At 62.1% G+C, this 17727-nt stretch carries 12 protein-coding genes and 2 pseudogenes; 9 read left to right on the top strand and 5 right to left on the bottom strand.

Annotated features, from left to right (window positions below):
- Nucleotides 1-81: 81 nt before the first annotated feature.
- Nucleotides 82-1086: a glycosyltransferase family 2 protein gene (locus tag ACZ9IU_RS19290; RefSeq protein WP_038545954.1), complete on the top strand. Its 1005-nt coding sequence runs from the start codon at nucleotides 82-84 to the stop codon at nucleotides 1084-1086.
- Here ACZ9IU_RS19290 and ACZ9IU_RS19285 read toward each other — a convergent pair.
- Both ACZ9IU_RS19285 and ACZ9IU_RS19280 read right to left on the bottom strand, forming a co-directional pair.
- Nucleotides 1077-2021, bottom strand: coding sequence for a polysaccharide pyruvyl transferase family protein (locus ACZ9IU_RS19285; protein ID WP_038545951.1), 945 nt, complete (start codon nucleotides 2019-2021; stop codon nucleotides 1077-1079). The genes ACZ9IU_RS19290 and ACZ9IU_RS19285 overlap by 10 nt on opposite strands.
- Before the next feature lie 44 nt (nucleotides 2022-2065).
- Nucleotides 2066-3034: a glycosyltransferase family 2 protein gene (locus tag ACZ9IU_RS19280; RefSeq protein WP_038545949.1), complete on the bottom strand. Its 969-nt coding sequence runs from the start codon at nucleotides 3032-3034 to the stop codon at nucleotides 2066-2068.
- Nucleotides 3035-3884: 850 nt separating this feature from the next.
- Here ACZ9IU_RS19280 and ACZ9IU_RS19275 point away from each other — a divergent pair.
- From ACZ9IU_RS19275 to ACZ9IU_RS19240, 8 genes are all read left to right on the top strand, one after another.
- The gene (locus ACZ9IU_RS19275) at nucleotides 3885-5033 is read left to right on the top strand and encodes an acyltransferase family protein (RefSeq protein WP_408962354.1); all 1149 of its coding nucleotides are present in this window, start codon (nucleotides 3885-3887) and stop codon (nucleotides 5031-5033) included.
- A 3-nt stretch (nucleotides 5034-5036) separates the two neighbouring features.
- Complete coding sequence (gene exoK / locus ACZ9IU_RS19270) at nucleotides 5037-5852, top strand: endo-1,3-1,4-beta-glycanase ExoK (RefSeq protein WP_038545946.1); 816 nt, start codon at nucleotides 5037-5039, stop codon at nucleotides 5850-5852.
- A 68-nt stretch (nucleotides 5853-5920) separates the two neighbouring features.
- A complete protein-coding gene (locus tag ACZ9IU_RS19265; protein ID WP_244447531.1) occupies nucleotides 5921-7081 on the top strand; it encodes a glycosyltransferase in 1161 nt (386 codons plus the stop codon).
- 38 nt (nucleotides 7082-7119) lie between these two features.
- Nucleotides 7120-8100, top strand: coding sequence for a glycosyltransferase family 2 protein (locus ACZ9IU_RS19260; protein WP_038549689.1), 981 nt, complete (start codon nucleotides 7120-7122; stop codon nucleotides 8098-8100).
- Nucleotides 8100-9029, top strand: a complete 930-nt coding sequence (locus ACZ9IU_RS19255) for a glycosyltransferase family 2 protein (RefSeq protein ID WP_038545939.1) — start codon at nucleotides 8100-8102, stop codon at nucleotides 9027-9029. Before ACZ9IU_RS19260 ends, ACZ9IU_RS19255 begins: the two co-directional genes overlap by 1 nt.
- Nucleotides 9026-9997 carry a glycosyltransferase family 2 protein gene (locus tag ACZ9IU_RS19250; RefSeq protein ID WP_038545936.1) on the top strand — a complete coding sequence of 324 codons (972 nt, stop codon included), beginning with the start codon at nucleotides 9026-9028 and terminating at the stop codon, nucleotides 9995-9997. Before ACZ9IU_RS19255 ends, ACZ9IU_RS19250 begins: the two co-directional genes overlap by 4 nt.
- 45 nt (nucleotides 9998-10042) lie before the next feature.
- Complete coding sequence (locus ACZ9IU_RS19245; RefSeq protein ID WP_038545933.1) at nucleotides 10043-10948, top strand: UTP--glucose-1-phosphate uridylyltransferase; 906 nt, start codon at nucleotides 10043-10045, stop codon at nucleotides 10946-10948.
- Between the two features lie 75 nt (nucleotides 10949-11023).
- Nucleotides 11024-13360 (top strand): polysaccharide biosynthesis tyrosine autokinase, encoded by a 2337-nt coding sequence (locus ACZ9IU_RS19240; RefSeq protein WP_038545930.1) that lies wholly within the window; start codon nucleotides 11024-11026, stop codon nucleotides 13358-13360.
- Nucleotides 13361-13416: 56 nt separating this feature from the next.
- Here ACZ9IU_RS19240 and cysG read toward each other — a convergent pair whose 3' ends face one another.
- From cysG to ACZ9IU_RS19225, 3 genes and pseudogenes are all read right to left on the bottom strand, one after another.
- The gene (gene cysG / locus ACZ9IU_RS19235) at nucleotides 13417-14898 is read right to left on the bottom strand and encodes a siroheme synthase CysG (protein ID WP_038545927.1); all 1482 of its coding nucleotides are present in this window, start codon (nucleotides 14896-14898) and stop codon (nucleotides 13417-13419) included.
- A pseudogene (locus tag ACZ9IU_RS19230) lies at nucleotides 14870-15886 on the bottom strand (molybdopterin dinucleotide binding domain-containing protein); the annotation flags it as partial. The pseudogene ACZ9IU_RS19230 and the gene cysG, both read right to left, overlap by 29 nt.
- A 177-nt stretch (nucleotides 15887-16063) precedes the next feature.
- A pseudogene (locus tag ACZ9IU_RS19225) lies at nucleotides 16064-17701 on the bottom strand (molybdopterin-dependent oxidoreductase); the annotation flags it as partial.
- Between the last annotated feature and the right edge of the window lie 26 nt (nucleotides 17702-17727).

Genomic DNA, 17727 nt, shown 5'->3' with positions numbered 1-17727 from the left:
TGACGCTTTTTTCCGCCAGTTTCACACGAGGGCCATTTTCCTGAGCCCATAGTTGCGGACGGATGCAACATGGAGAGGGCTATGGTTGAACACGCTTCCCAGACGATCTGCGTCATCATCGCGGCCAAAAACGCCGCTGAAACCATTGGAATCGCGATTCAATCCGCCTTGAACGAGGCGCATGTCAGCGAAGTCGTGGTGGTCGACGACGGCTCCACCGATAAGACCGCGGATGTCGCGCGCAGATCGGATGATAGGTCAGGACGGCTGACGGTTGTCTCGTTCGATCAGAATCGCGGACCCTCTGCTGCCCGCAATCATGCCATTGCCATATCGGCGGCGCCGCTGATCGGTATTCTCGATGCCGACGACTTCTTTTTTCCGGGCCGGTTTGCGCCGATGCTGGCGGAGGACGGCTGGGACCTGATTGCCGACAATATCGCCTTCATTTACGAGCCAAGCGAATTCATTCGCCCGGAAAGGTTCGAGACGCGGGCGCGGAGCATGTCGCTTACTGAATTCGTGGAAGGCAATATTTCCAAGCGCGGGGTCAAGCGCGGCGAGACCGGTTTCCTGAAGCCGGTGATGAGCCGGGCGTTTCTCGACGCCCATGGTCTTCGCTACGACGAAAACATGCGGTTCGGCGAGGATTACGACTTCTACGCCCGGGCGCTCGCCAAGGGCGCGCGCTACAAGGTGATCGAGCATTGCGGCTACGGCGCCATCGTGCGCCAGGATTCGCTGAGCGGCCGGCATCGCACCGACGACCTGCGCAAATTCTACGAGGCGGACGACGCGCTCCTTGCCGATCCGGCGCTCAGCGAGGAGGAAAGGGCGGTGATCGTCCGGCATCGCGACCATACGCGCGACCGCTACGAACTGCGTGCCTTCCTCGACATCAAGTCGCAGGCGGGGAACGGTGCGGCCATCCGGCACTTGCTCTCCCACCCGCAGGTCCTGCCGGCCGTGGCGACCGGCATATTCCTCGACAAGCTCGATCTCCTGCGCGCCAGGTCGTCCAAACCGCAGGCACAGCCGGTCGGCATGCGCTATCTTCTGCCCGGCATACCCGCCGCTCAGAAATAGTCGCGGCGGATCCCTTCCAGCATCGCCCGGAATTTCTCCTTGCGCTCCTCCAGAACCTCGACGGGGCTGAGCCGCGGTTCAGCGCGGCTTGCCTGCCAGAGCGCCAGCACGGATGGGGCTGCGAGGAACTGTTTCGCCATCCCGCGAAGGCCGCTTTGTGACGGCGCCGGGTGGGTCATGACTTCGCCGCCATGAGTGTCGTATGCGGCCTGACTTGGCTGCTCCTGACCGTCGAAGCTGATGCCCCAGAAACGCGAGCGTTTGGCTACAGCTTCGGCTCGGGTGGAGACCGGCACGTAGCGAGGTTCGTATGTTGTCCCGACAGATTTGGCCCAGTCATTCCATTTGAAATTGTTGATGGAACGGGAGCTGCTGACGGCCACCCAGGGAACCCGGAACGCATCCGCCAGGATCGCACCATGCATGGATTCGGCAATGATCAGTTCCGACTGGGCGATATGGCGGATGACCGACTTCGCCTCGCCGCGCGGATCGAGATAGGTGAGGCCGACGGGCTCGCAGACGGCGTTCCACATGCCGAATTCGGCCGACTCCCAATGGGGGATGAAGGTTTTCCTGTGGATTTTCGGCAGGTTCTGGAATTCCGGCATGTCGGCGATCATGACCGCCGGGTCGGTGATCGCCTTGTCGGTCGAAATGCCGAGCTTGGCGGCCGTCATCGGACCGCGGACTGTCCGCACGTCCCATTCCGCCGCGTCGGTGACATCAGGCGGCGTGCCATAACCGTAGCCGCTGCCGATCACCAGCTTCTTCTGGCCGACAGGCAGCAGGACCGGATTGAGGACCGTGCCGACGCCGACCAGCAGGACTTCAGGATGGACGTCCCGAAAGCCGGGTAGCAGCGCATCCCAGAGCCAGAGATTGAGGTCGTCGCCGAAATTACCGTGATGCGATTCCCAGTAGTACGCTTTCATGCGGCCCTCCGTGGGATGATGAATTTGAAAGGAAACGCAAGCATTTAGCGTGCGCTGCGGCCGAGCTTCCCGGCTCCGAGTTCGAATGCCGCCCGGATCAGCGCGGGATCGCGCATCACCCAGCGGGCGAGGAGGCCAAGGTCCGGCGCCTGGCGGCGTTTCACTCGTCCGGCCTGGCTCCAGAGCGCCTGTCGGCGGGCGGTGTTCTTGTAGGATGCGATTGAGGCGACGTCGCTGGGGCGGGAGCGGAAGCGCTCCTCCAACGTATCGAGCGCCACCCAGGTGTTGAACTGCTGCCGCAGGAACTGCGGAGAGCGATTGTCGATGCTGTGGAAGATATTGAGGCCCATGCCGCGGGCCGCACCCTCTTCGTCGCAAAGCAGGGTTCGCTTCGATTTCAGGATGCAGTCGACGAAGAACAGCACGTCTTCAGCCGCCAGCCGCAGGGAGGGTTCGAAGCGAACCGTCTCGAAGACCGGCCGGGCGATGACCATGCAGGAGAGATGCAGGAAACTCCAGTTCTTCAGCATGACACTCGCGAGATCCGGCATTTCGATCAGGAGCGGGTTTTCGGAAAGCCGCGTGCCGCCCTCCGCCTGTTCGAGCTCGGCCATGCCGAAGTGGTAATAGAACTCGTCGCTCGCCTGCATCGAGGCCCAATAGCACTCGGCATCGAAGCGGGTCATGCTCTCAAAAGCGTTTTTCAGATGATCCGGCAGCCAGACGTCGTCCGAATCGAGAAGTGCCGCGAAACGGGTCGAAGCCGGGACGTTGTCGAGGCCGGTATTGCGTGCGGCACCTGGCCCGCCGTTCTGCTGGCGAATCACGCGTATGCGGGTTTTCCAAGTATCTTCAATGCCTTGAAGCTCAACGTCAGCGGGTAGGGGTGATTCGTCGTCGACAATGACGATCTCGAAGTCCTGATAGGTTTGATCGAAAATCGATTTCAGTGCGCGGCGAAGAATGCCGGCTTCCTTCTGGAAAAATGGGATAATTACGGTGAACGTCGCCATGTGTTCGCCCCTGCTTTCTCAAACAATTGCAAGCCGCCGACAGTTGCCGGGCTTCGGGTTAGCGGCAGTTCGCTGCCGTATCGAATGACCTCCCAGTAACAAGACTTGACCATTTCGCCCCTGCCAAGGCGTAAAGACAAACGCGACCAATGTCGGTGGAGCGCGCTATCAAAGACCGCTACATTCGGGCTGAAATTTGTCACAGCCCTCATTCTGGCAAGAGTGCCGACCCTGGAAGATCCTGGATCGGTGGCGGTAACGCTCACTCTTATGTGGTTTTTGGTAGCGATCGCCGAGCCGTCCCGCACGTCTTTGCGGAGAGGTTAATGAACTCCTACCGGGAGCGGGCGGGGCGGAGTTTGCCGGGCGATCACTTCATCGGAGCCATTTCTGATGCCCGAATACGCGCAGTTTCATGGAGCGTTCTTGAACTCGTCCGGCGACTCGGATTGAGCAGCGTAGCCGGCGTCCCTTTCGTTTGATTGTGTCGCAGATTTGCCTTTATTTCGCCACATTGCGGGACCGCCTCCACGTAAAGAGGTATCCAGATACAAACGCATTAGCCGTTTTGGTCTATTGCAAAAAGATTTTTTTGTGCTGCTGCGGTGCAGCATTGCGCTGGCTCCAACATGCCGTGAATCCTTGAAAATCATAAGCCCAAGGAGCGGTAGCGGGCCGCCGGAGGGGCGCCTCTTCATGCCCTTCCCATTCCGCTACAAGCCCCTTTTTTGCTGCGCCGCCACATTTTGTGCCAAACTCGGCACGATCCTTTTTGGGTGACTGCGGGCTCAAGTCTGCTCTGATTGAAACGGTAGTGGCGGGGAGGCACTGCCCAAAAAGGGTGACTCGTTTGACTGTCGATCCAAATATATCCTCCCGTATCAATTTGATGCGCATCCTGCTGATCTCCGGCATTCTCTTCGTCCATGTGCCGCATGATCCCGACACCAGCCCGTTCCTCGGGCTGAATGGTTTGTTCGATTGGCTCAGGGTTTTCCTCGGGGATAGCCTATTCCGCATTGGCGTACCCTGCCTCAGCGCGATTTCCGGCTATCTACTGTTCCAGCGGGGTTGGGAGACGTTCAACTATTCCAAGACGCTTCGCTCCAAGGCGAAGACCGTCCTCTTGCCTTTCCTGTTGTGGAACCTCGGTCTGCTTGGAGCCATGTTCGTCATCCAACGCGTCGACATGGGCGTTGGATATTTTCCCGATCTCTGGAACATCTCGACGCGCGAACTCCTAAGTAACGCGTTCGCGACGGAAGGCTTGCCGATCAATATTCCGCTCTACTTCCTGCGCGACCTGATCGTCTGCATCCTGCTGTCGCCGATCCTTGCCGTGCTGGTGCGGCGTTTTCCGGCAGCGACGCTCGGCGTTCTGTTCCTGCTGGCGATCACCCCCATGCTGACGGTCGGCATCGTGCTGAAGAAATCGATCCTGTTCAGCTTCACCCTCGGCATCTTCCTGGCGCTCTACCAGGTGGACCTCAAGTCTGCGGACCGGTTTGCGGGACCGGGTACTGCGGTGATGCTTGCCGCCGCGGTGCTGCTGTCCATCGGCCTCTACTGGACCGGCCCCGACTTCCCCTGGCCTCTCGACATGGCGCGCAACGCGCTTTCGATCCTCGGAGCCGGTGGTTTCTGGTTGATGTCAGCGATCATCATCCGTTCCTGGATCGGTCAGCGGCTGGCTGCCACCGGAAGCCTGAGCTTCTGGATGTTCTGCGCCCATTATCCGCTGCTCGTCCTGATGTGGATGGTGTGGAACCGCGTGGCAGGCGACGACCTTTACCCGCTCTTCTACGGGGTCGCCGCCGTCGCAAGCTTCGTCATCCTTGTTGTCAGCAACCGCCTCGTTTCGCACAGAATGCGCGGTCTCTACGAGGTGTTGACCGGCAGCCGCGGTCGCAAGGCCAAGCTTTTGGCCGCCACCAAATCCCACCCACTCGCCGAGGCTTCCGGTCCCGGCGAACCCGCAATAACGCAACAGCACAGGTGAAACATGACGGCCAAGGCCAGACAGATTCAACTAACCTGCCAGGTTATCATCGCTGCCGCGGTGTCTGGACTTCTCTCGCCCGCAGCACAGGCCCAGCAGGCTAACGCGGGCAAGTCCTTCGTGGAAAACTTCGACGGACTCAACCGTTCCTTCTGGTACGTCTCGGACGGCTGGAACAACGGCAAGCATCAGAATTGCAACTGGTCGAAGAAACAGGTGAAGGTCGAGGGCGGTAATCTGCAGCTCGGCTTTGCGCAGGACAAGACCGGTGCGCAAGACAAGGCCAGCGACCGCGACTTCGCCTGCGGCGAAATCCAGACCAATGCGCGTTTCGGCTATGGCACCTATGAGGTGCGGATGAAATCCGCATCGGGCTCAGGGCTCAATTCGGCGTTCTTCACCTATATCGGCCCGACCGACAAGAAACCGCATGACGAGATCGACTTCGAAGTGCTCGGCAAGAATACCGGCCAAGTTCAGGTCAACCAGTATGTTTCCGCCAAGGGCAATAACGAAAAGCTGGTGCCGGTCGCCGGCGGTGCGGACCAGGGCTTCAACGACTATGCCTTCATCTGGGAGGAAAACCGCCTCCGTTACTTCGTGAACGGCAAGCTCGTTCAAGAAGTAACGGACAAGGCGAAGATACCGCAGAACCCTCAGAAGATTTTTCTCAGTCTCTGGGGCACCGACACGCTCAAGCAGTGGATGGGCGCATTTTCCTACACTCAGCCGACCTCGATGACCGTCGACCGGGTCGCTTTTACCGCGCTCGGCGAGCCCTGCCGCTTTCCTGAATCCGTGCTCTGCACGCTCGGCTGAGCCGCCTCGGCGGCTCGACAATGGAGTTGGACAATTTGACGTTGAACGTTCTCTATCTCGCGCATGACATGGCCGACGCGGCCATCCGGCGGCGCGTGCTGACCTTGAAGGCCGGTGGTGCGAGCGTCACCGTCGCCGGCTTCGAGCGCGGCGCGAACGTGCTTGCCGACGAGCGGGATGTGACGACCGTTTCACTCGGGCAGACGGCGGACGGGCGTTTTGCGCAGCGCATCGGAGCGGTTCTTGCCGCGCGCATGAGGCTGAAGCGGACGCTGGCCGGTATCGCCGTGCCCGACATCATCATCGCCCGCAACCTGGAGACGCTGGCGCTTGCCGGACGTGCTGCGTCCATGTTCAGCCGCCGGATTCCTGTCGTTTACGAATGCCTCGATATTCACCGCCTGCTTCTCGACGAGGGGATGAAGGGTCGTCTGATGCGCCAGGCGCAGCGGTTCTTCGGCCGCCGGGCGAGCCTGCTGATCACCAGCTCCCCGGCGTTCGTGGATAATTTCTTCAAACCGCGTTCAGGCCTCGACCTTCCGGTTCTGCTTCTGGAAAACAAGGTGCTCGCCCTCGAGCCGGAACCGGTGTCCGAGCCAACCCTGCCCCGTCCGCCGGAACCGGGCAAGCCTTGGCGGATCGGCTGGTTCGGAGCGATCCGCTGCCGCGAGTCGCTCGACATGCTGATCGATTTTGCGGCCCGCATGGACGGCAAGGTTGAGATCGTATTACGCGGCCGCCCCGCCTACAGCGAATTCGACGATTTCGATGCGGCGGTCGCGGCCGCCCCACATGTCGAATTCCATGGTGCCTACCGCAATCCGGAGGATCTCGCTGCGATCTACGGCGACGTGCAGTTCACTTGGGCGATCGATTTCTTCGAGGATGGGCTGAATTCCAGCTGGCTGCTGCCGAACCGCCTTTATGAAGGCGGGCTTTACGGAGCGGTGCCGATCGCGCTTGCCGGCACGGAGACCGGCCGTTTCGTCGGCAAGCGAGGCATCGGTCTGGTGCGCAATCACGTGACGGGGGAGACCCTCGAAACGCTGTTCAACGAGATGACGGAAGCGCGCTACGTCGACCTTTTTTCCCGGCTTGCGGCCGTCGAGCGCTGTCAGTGGGTGACCGGACCGGCGGAATGCCGCGCTCTTGTTTCGCGGCTCGCCGCCCTGCATCCCAACGTCCCGTCGCCGGCCGAAATGCCGGCCGTTTCAACCGCGCAATCGTGAGGTGGAGTATGGTTTTGCGTTCTCACTCCAATGCCCAGATGTCCGAGATCCGGACGCTTCTGGTGATTCCGTGCCTCAACGAAGCGGCGACGATCGCGCCGTTGCTGCATAAGCTGAACGGCCAGCGCGGCGACATGGACATGCTGATCGTCGTCGCCGACGGCGGCAGCCAGGACGGCACGCCGGACATCGTCCAGGACCTTATTCCCGAAATCCGCGACCTCGTGCTGATCGGAAATCGCAAGCGTATCCAGAGTGCAGCCATCAACCTCGCGGTCGACCGGTTCGGCGAGGATCGGGACTTTCTCATCCGCGTCGACGCGCATGGGGATTATCCGGACGATTACTGCCGGACGCTTCTGCAGGAGGCCGTCGAAATGGACGCCGACTCCGTCGTCGTCGGCATGGAGACGATCGGCTTCGGCACTTTCCAGAAGGCGACCGCGGTGGCGCAGAACTCAAAGCTCGGAAACGGCGGTTCGAAACATCGCGCCGGCGGCGGCGGCGAGTGGGTCGATCATGGCCACCACGCGCTGATGCGGATTTCGGCCTTCCGGGCCGTTGGCGGCTACGACGAGAGTTTCAGTCACAACGAGGATGCCGAACTGGACTTCCGGCTGCGCGCGGGCGCTTTCCGCATCTGGATGACCGGCAAGACCTACATGACCTATTATCCGCGCTCGACCGCCTCGGCGCTGTTCCGGCAATATCTCGCCTATGGCCGGGGCCGGGCGAAGAACCTCGTCAAGCATCGTACCATTCCAAAGCTCCGGCAAGCGATCCCGCTTGCAGTCGCGCCGGTCGTCGTCGCGGCGCTGCTTGCACTTCTCTATTGGTGGGCGGCGGTGCCGATGGTCGTCTGGGCCGCGGCCTGCATCGGTTACGGCTTCTGGCTCGCGGTGGGGCAGAAGAACCCTTACGGCCCGCTTGCCTCGCTTTCGGCGATGATCATGCATTTCGCCTGGTCGGCCGGCTTCTGGCTGGAACTGATCGGCATCCGGCCGCGGAGGATCGCTTGATGACGGCAGAGGAAAAGCCGGTCCGCATCGATATCGGCATCTGCACCTATCGGCGGCCGGAGCTGGCCGAGACGCTGATCTCGCTCTTTGGGATAGCCGTCCCGGCAGGCGCGGAATTGCGCCTGATCGTTGCCGATAACGATGCGAGCCCGAGCGCAAGCGGGCTGGTGGATGGTTTGCGGGCGCGTTCGCCGTTCCCGATCCGCTACGTGCATTGCCCGAAGTCGAATATCTCGATCGCCCGCAATGCCTGCCTCGCCGAAAGCGATGCGGACTACCTTGCCTTCATCGACGACGACGAGACGGCTGAGCCGGAATGGCTGGCCGGACTGATGGCGATGGCGAGGAACACGGGGGCGGACGCCGTTCTCGGGCCGGTCCGAGCCGTCTACGGATCGCAAAGCGCCAGCTGGATGCGCAATGGCGATTTCCACTCGACGATGCCTGTCTGGGTCGGCGGGCAGATCAGGACCGGTTATACCTGTAACGTCCTCCTCCATTTGCGCTCACCGGTCGTCGCAGGCCGCAGGTTTGCGCTCTCGCTCGGCCAAAGCGGCGGCGAGGATACGCATTTCTTCACCGCTTTGACCGATGCCGGCGGGCGGATCGAATTTGCGCCGGATGCGGTGATCGAGGAACTGGTACCCGAAAAGCGGGCAAGCTTTTCCTGGCTTGCCAAGCGCCGGTTCCGCTCCGGACAGACACATGGACGCATTCTCGCCGCCAAGAACTCCGGTCTCGGCCGCCTCAAGCAGACCGGTCTCGCGATGCTGAAGCTCGGTTATTGTCTGGCGGTGACGGTGGCAACCATTGCCTCGCCGGTTACCCGCGTTCGCTACGCCCTTCGTGTGGCACTCCATGCCGGCGCCGTCACGGGCACGCTCGGCGTCCGAGAGATCCGCCAATACGGAGCCGCCGAAGCCACATGACGATGCATGATCTGCAGGCCCCGGATTTCCAGCCCGACGTGAGCTTCGTGATTGCGGCTTATAACGCCGAGGAGACGCTTGCGCGTGCGATCGACAGCGCCCTTGCGCAAATCGGCGTGACCCTCGAAGTGGTCGTCGTCGACGATTGCTCGACCGATGGGACGCGAGCAATTGCGGAGGCTTATTCGGATCACCGCGTCAGGCTGATTGTCCAGGCGGTGAATGGCGGGCCGGCCGCCGCACGCAATGCCGGACTTGCCGCGGCAAGGGGCCGTTGGGTCGCGATCCTCGATTCCGACGACTCGATTTACCCTACCAGGCTTTTGACCATGCTGGAGCGGGCCGAGAACGCGCGGGCGCAGATCGTCGTCGACAATCTCGACGTCATCCCGTTCGATGCCGGCGAGCCCTATGAGATGTTCTCCAAGGAGGCGCTCAAGCAGCGGTCGATGATGACGCTTGCCGATTTCATCGGCTCGAACGTGATTTTCCAATCGACCTTCAACTTCGGCTACATGAAGCCGATTTTCGAACGCGCATTTCTCGTCGAGCACGGGCTGCGCTTCGACGAGGCGCTGCAGGTCGGCGAGGACTACCTGCTGCTTGCTTCCGCCCTGGCGAGCGGCGCGCGATGCGCGATCGTGCCGGAGATCGGATATGTCTATCACCTGCGTCAGGGTTCGATCTCGCGCGTTCTGGAGCAGAGCCATCTGGATGCGATGCTGGCCTCCGACAGCGCTTTTCTCGCCCGCTATAAGCTCGATGCGAAGGCCTCGGCTGCCCAACGCAGGCGCACCCGCAGCATCCTTGAAGCGGGTTCATTTCTCACGCTCGTCGACGAAATCAAGAAGGGTTCCGTCGGCGGCTTCCTGAAAACGGCAATCGAAAACCCACGTGCGCTCCGACTTCTGCGCATGCCGATCGCCGTTCGCGTGCGTCGGCTGGTGAAAACGGCCGACGTCAACTGAAAATCCGATCAATAGGGCGGGGGCGCCCTCAGAAAGGACGAAGGAATGGACATGAAAAGACCAGTTCGAAAGGCGGTGATACCCGTCGCAGGCAACGGCACTCGGTTCCTGCCGGCCACCAAGGCCATGCCGAAGGAGATGTTGACGATCGTCGATCGGCCCGTCGTTCAATATGCGGTCGACGAGGCCATGCAGGCGGGAATCGAGAACATCATTTTCGTGACCAGCCGCAACAAAACCGCGATCGAGGACTATTTCGACAGCGCGCCGGAGCTCGTCGCGACGCTGACCCGCTCGGGCAAGACGGTCCAGGTTACCCAGCTCGAAAAGATGCTGCCGGTCGCCGGCACCGTCAGCTATACGCGCCAGCAGGTGCCGCTCGGGCTTGGTCATGCGGTCTGGTGCGCCCGCGAACTGGTGGGCAACGAACCCTTCGCACTGCTTCTGCCCGACATGGTCTCCTACGGTTCGCAGGGTTGCATGGCGGGGCTGATGGATCTCTATGAAGAAGTCGGCGGCAATGTCTTCGCGGTCGAGGAATGCGCACCCGAAGAGACGTCGAACTACGGCATCGTGGGGGTCGGCCACAGCGTGCCGCACGGTTTCGAGGTGACGGAAATGGTCGAAAAGCCGAAACCTGCCGAGGCGCCGTCCAATTATTACCTGAATGGGCGCTATATTCTGCAGCCGGAAATCTTCGAACTGCTGGCCCGGCAGGAACGCGGCGCCGGCAACGAAATTCAGCTGACGGACAGCATGCACAAGCTTGCGCAGGTCCAGCCGTTCCATGCGCATCCCTATCAGGGACGCACTTTCGATTGCGGCAGCAAGCGCGGCTTCATCGAAGCGAATGTCGCCTTCGCCATGCTTCGCCAGGACATGGGGGCCGAGATTTACGCCTCCATCAAGGAATTGCTGATGTCGCACGAAACGCGGGTCAAGGCCGCCTGACGCGCATTCAAGTCATACGAGGCGGATGGCGGCGGTTCCGCCATCCGTCCCCCAAAGCTCCAGAAAGCGAGCCCTATGGATCAGGTAAACTTCAGACCGAGAACGATATTCCCGAGCGAAACGCGGGATCACGACACATTCATCGATCTCGATAAGCTCTGGGCAGCTGCGATCCGTCGTTCGGGCGTCATCGTCGTGTGCCTCGTTGTGACGGTTGTCCTTGCCGGGGTTTACCTCGTGATGGCGCAGCCGATTTATACTGCGCTGACGCAGATACTGATCGATGATAACCTTTCGCGTTACGCAGACGACCCTCAGGACAGTCAGACGGCCCAGCAGATCGACAATCGCATGTCGAGTGCCGTCGAGATTCTGAAATCCAAGGCCTTGGCGGTAAGGGTGGTCGACAAGGCCAAGCTCGACCAGAACGAGGCGGTGGTCAACCCGCCGCAGTCGCCCGTCGATCTTGCCAAGGGCGCCATACGCAGTGTCGTTGCGCTTCTGACACCCGGCAGCCCACCGCCTTCCGAGGAGAATGTCAGGATGGGCCGGGTCGAAAAGGCGGCGGCCGTTCTGCAGCAATCGCTGACCGTGGAGCGTGTCGGTCGCAGCTCGGTGATTGCGCTGTCCATTCGTTCGCCAGACCCGCAACTTGCCGCGCTGATCACGCGGACCTATGCGGAATCCTATCTGACCGAACAGCTCAACGCCAATTTCGATGCGACGGAGCGGGCTTCGCTCTGGCTGCAGGAACGGTTGAACGACCTCAACACCCGCTCGCAGCAGGCCTCGCTTGCCGTCGAGCAATTCAAGACCCAACACGGTCTGGTTTCGCCGCGCGGCGAACTCCTGTCGACGCAGCAGCTTTCGGATCTCAACAGCCAGCTGATCGTCGCCCAGGCCGATGCGGCAACCGCTTCGGCACGCTACAACCAATATCAGGCGATCATCGACAAGGGGCCTGACGCGGCCGTTCAGAACGCAGTCGTTTCGGCTCGCGATACGGACAACACGGTCATTCAGGACCTCCGCAAGCGTTATATCAACATTTCCGACCGCGAGCAGGGCATCATCCAGCAGTTCGGCGCGAACCATCCGCAGGCGGTCGCGCTCAAGACGGAAAAGAGCGAACTCGCGCAGCAGATTTATCGCGAGCTGCAGCAGTTGACCGGCAGCTTCCGCAACGTGTTCGAAGTGGCGAGTTCGCGCGAAAAATCGCTGCGTGAGAGCATCGACCGGGTTGCGGGACGCAATTCGGAGGCGAATGTCTCGATGGTCCAGCTACGCGAACTGGAGCAGAAGGCGGCGGCGCTGAAGACGCTCTACGAATCCTTCCTCGGTCGTTTCGAAGAGGCAACACAACGGCAATCCTTCCCGATCGCCAAGGCTCGCGTGATCTCTGACGCTGGCCTGCCGACTGCCCCGTCCAGCCCGCGCAAGACGCTGACCATGGCGCTCTCCGTCGTGCTTGGCCTGCTGATCGGCGGCGCGGCGGCAACGCTCTTGGAATTCCGCGAGCGGTTCTTCCGGACCGGCGACGATGTGCAGGAGAAGCTTGGCCTTCGCTTCCTCGGCTACCTGCCGAAGGTCAGCGGTGCCTTCGCGGAGGACGCGCCGCCACCGCCACCAACTGAGGCCGAGGCGGCCGGAGCGCCTCCCGGCAACCCGATCTCGTTCCGCCGATTGATGCGGGTCGCGGTCGAGGCGCCGCGGTCTCAATTCGCCGAGACGCTACGCAATGCCAAGCTTGCCTGCGATATCATGCTGCAGGAGCGGAAGTGCCGGGTGATCGGCGTGGTCTCCTGCCTGCCGGGCGAAGGGAAATCGATGGTCGCCGCCAATTTCGCCGGACTGATCGCCTCGACGGGCGTTCGAACCCTGGTGATCGACGCCGACCTGCGTAATCCGGGTCTCAGCCGCATGCTGGCCTCGGAGCCGGAAGTCGGACTGGTCGAAGTGGTGCTCCAGCAGACGCCATGGACCAATGCCGCGCGTGTCGACCGCCGGTCGCGCCTGACGATCCTGCCGATGACGACGCGTAGCAAGCAGCTTGCCCATACGAGCGAACTCCTCGCTTCTTCCGGCATGAGCCACTTCCTCGAAAGCATCAAGGATACGTTCGACGTCATCGTCGTCGACCTGGCGCCGCTCCTCCCGGTTATTGATGCCAAGGCCTTCGAGCCCTATGTCGATGGTTTCGTCTTCGTTACCGAATGGGGCGTGACGCCTGCGAAGGCGGTGCAGTCGGTGATCCGGTCCGAACCGCAGATCGCCTCGAAAACGGTGGGCGTGATCCTCAACAAGACAGAGATGTCGGAGCTGCACCGCTATGCGGATCCAGGCGCGCCGGAGCGGCTGCACAGCAGCTACGTCTCCTATTACAAGGACGGGTCCGCCTCTGCGCCTCGATAAGCCTGTGATTCAGTTGATCTGTGATTCAAGGGGCGGTTTTTACCGCCCCTTTTCCGTCAGGGGCTTGCTGCGGCCTGGCCGCTCCACTGCGTGCAGTCGGCGAAATCGACCTTGCGAAATACGTGGCCGATGCCGATCAGCACGGGTTCATCGATGCCGATCTCTGCCATGGCCGCTGCCATGTCGCTCAGCTGTCCTGCCCAGCGCCGCTCGTTCGGCCGCGTCACTGCGCTGACGATCACGACCGGCATGTCGTGCGTCATGCCGGCGTCCGTCAGCTTGCTGACGATCTCGCCCGCAGTGCGTCCCGCCATGTAATAGATGGTCGTGGTCTTCGGATCGGCGAGGCTTTTCCAGTCCAGATTGTCCGGCAGCACGCCCTTGCGCGAATGGCCGGTGACGAAACGAACGCCCTGCGCATGGTCGCGATGGGTCAGCGACACGCCGAGCCGCGAGGCCATGGCGCTCGCCGAGGTGATGCCCGGCACCACGTCGACGGGGATGCCTTCTCGTTCCAGGCAGGCGATCTCTTCGCCGGCACGGCCAAAGACCATCGGATCGCCGGACTTCAGGCGGACGACGCGTTTGCCCGCCTTGGCGAACTTCACCAGCATGTCGTTGATGTCTTCCTGGCGGCAGCTTACCCGGCCACCGCGTTTTCCCACCAGCATGCGTTTCGCCTCGCGGCGTGCGAGCTCCAGCACCTCGTCGGAGACGAGATCGTCGAACAGGATGACGTCGGCCGCCTGCAAGGCGCGCACGGCCTTCAGCGTCAGAAGTTCGGCATCGCCAGGGCCGGCGCCAACGAGGGTGACACGGCCCTTGTGGGCTGAGGATGCCACGCGGCCGGCATCAGCGAGGATTGTGGCTTCGCTGCCCGATCCCGGTTCGCTGCCAAAGGCGCGGTCCACGAAACGTTCCCAAAAAGCTCTTCGCTGCGGGCCGGGCGCCAGGCGGTCGTTGATCTTTTCCCTGAGCGACTGGGCGAGTTCCGCCCAAGTTTTCAACGAGGCCGGCAGCAGGGTTTCGATACGACGGCGGATGGCCTGCGCCAGGATCGGCGCCGCGCCATCGGTTGAAATGGATACGACGACCGGCGAGCGGTTGACGATCGAACCGAACTGGAACTGGCAGAAGGCGGGTTTGTCGATGACGTTAACCGGCACGCCGGCCGCGCGGGCAGCGTCGAAAAACGCCTGCGCCTCGTCCTCATCCTCGCAATCCGCAATCGCAATCGCTGCGGCCTCGAAAATCGAAGGGTCCCACACCTTCGGATGATGGATAAAGCGGCCCTGCGGATGTTCCGCCCCGCGTTCGATCAGCTTTTCGAAGGTCTCGGAAAGCCTATCCGCATAGACATGCACATTGGCGCCGCAGGCGGCGAGCAGCTCGGCTTTCCAGGCAGCCGCATCCGACCCACCGGCAACGATGACGGGCCTGCCTTCGAGCGCCCAGAAGACCGGGAGCTTCGCAAGCGGCGCCATGCGGGCACCACGATCAGGAGATGCTTCATTCCGCGGCTGCTGCAAGACATCCATCGATGATCCCCCTGATTTCAGCGCGGCAGGAGCCGCAATTGGTGCCGGCATTGGTTGCTTTCCCGACCGCCTCGACGCTGTGACAGCCGCCTCGCACGGCGCCGATGATCCGGTTGACCCCGACTGAAAAGCAGGAGCAGACGGCGGCGCCGGGATCCGGCTGGTCGGCTCCGGGTCGTCCGGCGACGATCGCAAAGCGCTTGCGCAGGTCGGCGTGTTCGGCGGCAAGTTGGCCGATTGCCCAGTTGCGCGCGACGGCGACCGGCTGGTTCGCGAGGAAAAGTGCGGCGAGCAGCTTTCCGCCGTCGAAAAAGGCGAGGCGCAGGTCGCCGGACGGATGGTCGGCATAACCGAGCGGCTCGATCTCGGCCGGGATGCCGAATGCTGCCCGGCACCAGGCCACCCAGTCCTCGACCGGGTCCGCGAACGCCAGCTCGATCCGCCAGCCGCTATCGGCCTTGGCGAGCGCCCAATAATCCGCCTGCGGGTTCAAGGGTTTCAAGGCGGAAACGGCAAAGCCGTAGAAACAAGCAGCGAATGGCCGGGCGGCAATCGCGACATTCTTCGAAGCCGGTTGGCCGGAAAACGGATCGGTGACAGGTGCGACCAGCGCGTCGATGCGCGCTTTTGCGGCGAACTGGTCGTTCCAGTGCATCGGCACGAAGACGTTTCCACGGGCCTGGCGTTCGGTGACCAGCGCCCGGACGATTGCCTTGCCGTGGGGGCTTTCGAGTTCGACCAGGCCGGCGCCGCGAATGCCGAGTTCCATCGCATCGCGCGGATGGAGTTCTGCAAAGGGCTCGGCGATATGGCCGGAAAGCCTGGCGCTTTTGGCCGTCCGCGTCATCGTATGCCAGTGATCGCGGACGCGGCCGGTATTCAGCGTCAGCGGGTATTTTTCGTTGGTACGGTCGGTGGCCGGAGCCTGGACGGGGATGAAACGTGCCTTGCGATCCGGATGATAGAAGTCCCCATTCGCGAAGAAGCGCTTGTCGCGACCCCCCTCTGTCCTGCCGGACATCTCCCCCTCAAGGGGGGAGATCGGCTGGGCGCCAACTCTTTGTCCAAAATCATCCGTCGAGCAGGCCGTCTCGTTTCTTTGGAAGCGACGATCCTGCCGCTTGTGATCTCCCCCCTTGAGGGGGAGATGGCCGGCAGGCCAGAGGGGGGTATCTCCCAGCGGAGCAGGCCATTGGAACGGCGTCAGTGCATCGTATCCCTCTTCGCCGATTTCGACACACGCTCCGATATCGAAATCCCGGCTGCCGTCGTTCTCGAAGGCCGAAAGTGCGGCATGTTCGGCGAAGATCTCAGCCGCAGATTGATAATCGAAGCCGTCAAAGCCCATGCGTCGGCCGACCTCTGCCATCTGCCACCAATCGGCCTTGGCTTCACCAGGCGCGGAGAGAAACCAGCGCTGGCGGGAGATGCGGCGTTCCGAATTGGTGACGGTGCCGTCCTTTTCGCCCCAGCCGACCGAAGGCAGCAGGACATGGGTGTGGCGGGCCGTGTCGGTGTCCCGAAGAATGTCGGAGACAACTACGAAAGGACAGGCCTTGATGGCGGCCTCAACCGCATCGGCATCCGGCATCGAAACGACCGGATTGGTGGCCATGATCCACAGCGCCTTGATCCGCCCGTCGGCAACAGCGCGGAACATGTCGACGGCCTTCAGGCCCGGCTTTTCGGCGATCCGCGGCGAGGCCCAGAAACGCTGCACCCGGTCGCGATCGTCTGCGCTTTCGATCGCCATATGGGCGGCGAGCATGTTGGCGAGACCGCCGACCTCGCGGCCGCCCATGGCATTCGGCTGGCCGGTCAGCGAAAAGGGTCCTGTGCCCGGCCGGCCGATGCGGCCGGTCGCCAGATGGCAGTTGATGATGGCGTTGACCTTGTCCGTCCCCGACGCCGACTGGTTGACGCCCTGGCTATAGCAGGTGACGACCTTTTCCGTCGTCTCGAACAGGTGAAAGAACTCGCGAAGCTGTATCGCCGGCAGGCCCGTCCGCTCCATCAATTCGGTGAAGGAAAGCGCGGCAGCGGCAGCAAAGGCTTCGCCAAATCCTTGCGTATGTGCGGCGATATAGTTCTGGTCGATCGCCGGGCTTTGCGCCAGATGGGCGAGCAGGCCCATGAACAGCGCCACGTCGCCATCCGGCCGGATGCCCAGATGCAGGTCGGCAATGTCGCAGGTCATCGTCCGGCGCGGATCGATGACGACGATCTTCATGCCCGGCCGCGCGGTCTTGGCTGCTGCGAGCCGCTGGTAGATCACCGGATGGCACCAGGCGAGGTTGGAGCCGGTGAGGATGACCAGATCGGCGAGTTCGATGTCCTCGTAGGTGCCGGGAACGGTATCGGATCCGAAAGCGCGGCGGTGGCCGGCGACGGACGAAGACATGCAAAGCCTGGAATTGGTGTCGATATTTGCCGAGCCGATGAAACCCTTCATCAGTTTGTTGGCAACGTAATAGTCTTCGGTCAGCAACTGGCCGGAGACGTAGAAGGCAACAGAATCCGGTCCGTGTTCGGCGATGGTTTTCGAGAATTTTTCGGCGACGAGATCGAGCGCCTCGTCCCAATCCGTCTGCCGGCCGAGGATCTCGGGGAAGAGGACACGCCCCTCGAGATCGATCGTTTCGGCAAGCGCCGATCCCTTGGAACAGAGCCGGCCGAAATTGGCCGGGTGTTCCGGATCGCCTTTGACCGTCACGGCGCCGTTGTCCGCCACCGTGGCGATGACGCCGCAGCCGACGCCGCAATAGGGGCAGGTCGTCCTTGTGGTGTTTCCACCCGCCTGCATTTCCGTTTCCAGAAGGCCCGCCCCCA

The sequence above is a fragment of the Mesorhizobium sp. USDA 4132 genome (genome assembly GCF_056279545.1).
The sequence above is the reverse complement of the archived record's forward strand: the minus strand, read 5'-3'. Positions and strand labels throughout refer to the sequence as shown.

Coding starts and splice junctions, on each gene's coding strand:
- ACZ9IU_RS19290 (WP_038545954.1), top strand. CDS start 82: ATGGTTGAACACGCTTCCCAGACGATCTGCGTCATCATCGCGGCCAAA.
- ACZ9IU_RS19285 (WP_038545951.1), bottom strand. CDS start 2,021: ATGAAAGCGTACTACTGGGAATCGCATCACGGTAATTTCGGCGACGAC.
- ACZ9IU_RS19280 (WP_038545949.1), bottom strand. CDS start 3,034: ATGGCGACGTTCACCGTAATTATCCCATTTTTCCAGAAGGAAGCCGGC.
- exoK (WP_038545946.1), top strand. CDS start 5,037: ATGACGGCCAAGGCCAGACAGATTCAACTAACCTGCCAGGTTATCATC.
- ACZ9IU_RS19265 (WP_244447531.1), top strand. CDS start 5,921: ATGGCCGACGCGGCCATCCGGCGGCGCGTGCTGACCTTGAAGGCCGGT.
- ACZ9IU_RS19260 (WP_038549689.1), top strand. CDS start 7,120: ATGTCCGAGATCCGGACGCTTCTGGTGATTCCGTGCCTCAACGAAGCG.
- ACZ9IU_RS19255 (WP_038545939.1), top strand. CDS start 8,100: ATGACGGCAGAGGAAAAGCCGGTCCGCATCGATATCGGCATCTGCACC.
- ACZ9IU_RS19250 (WP_038545936.1), top strand. CDS start 9,026: ATGACGATGCATGATCTGCAGGCCCCGGATTTCCAGCCCGACGTGAGC.
- ACZ9IU_RS19245 (WP_038545933.1), top strand. CDS start 10,043: ATGGACATGAAAAGACCAGTTCGAAAGGCGGTGATACCCGTCGCAGGC.
- ACZ9IU_RS19240 (WP_038545930.1), top strand. CDS start 11,024: ATGGATCAGGTAAACTTCAGACCGAGAACGATATTCCCGAGCGAAACG.
- cysG (WP_038545927.1), bottom strand. CDS start 14,898: ATGGATGTCTTGCAGCAGCCGCGGAATGAAGCATCTCCTGATCGTGGT.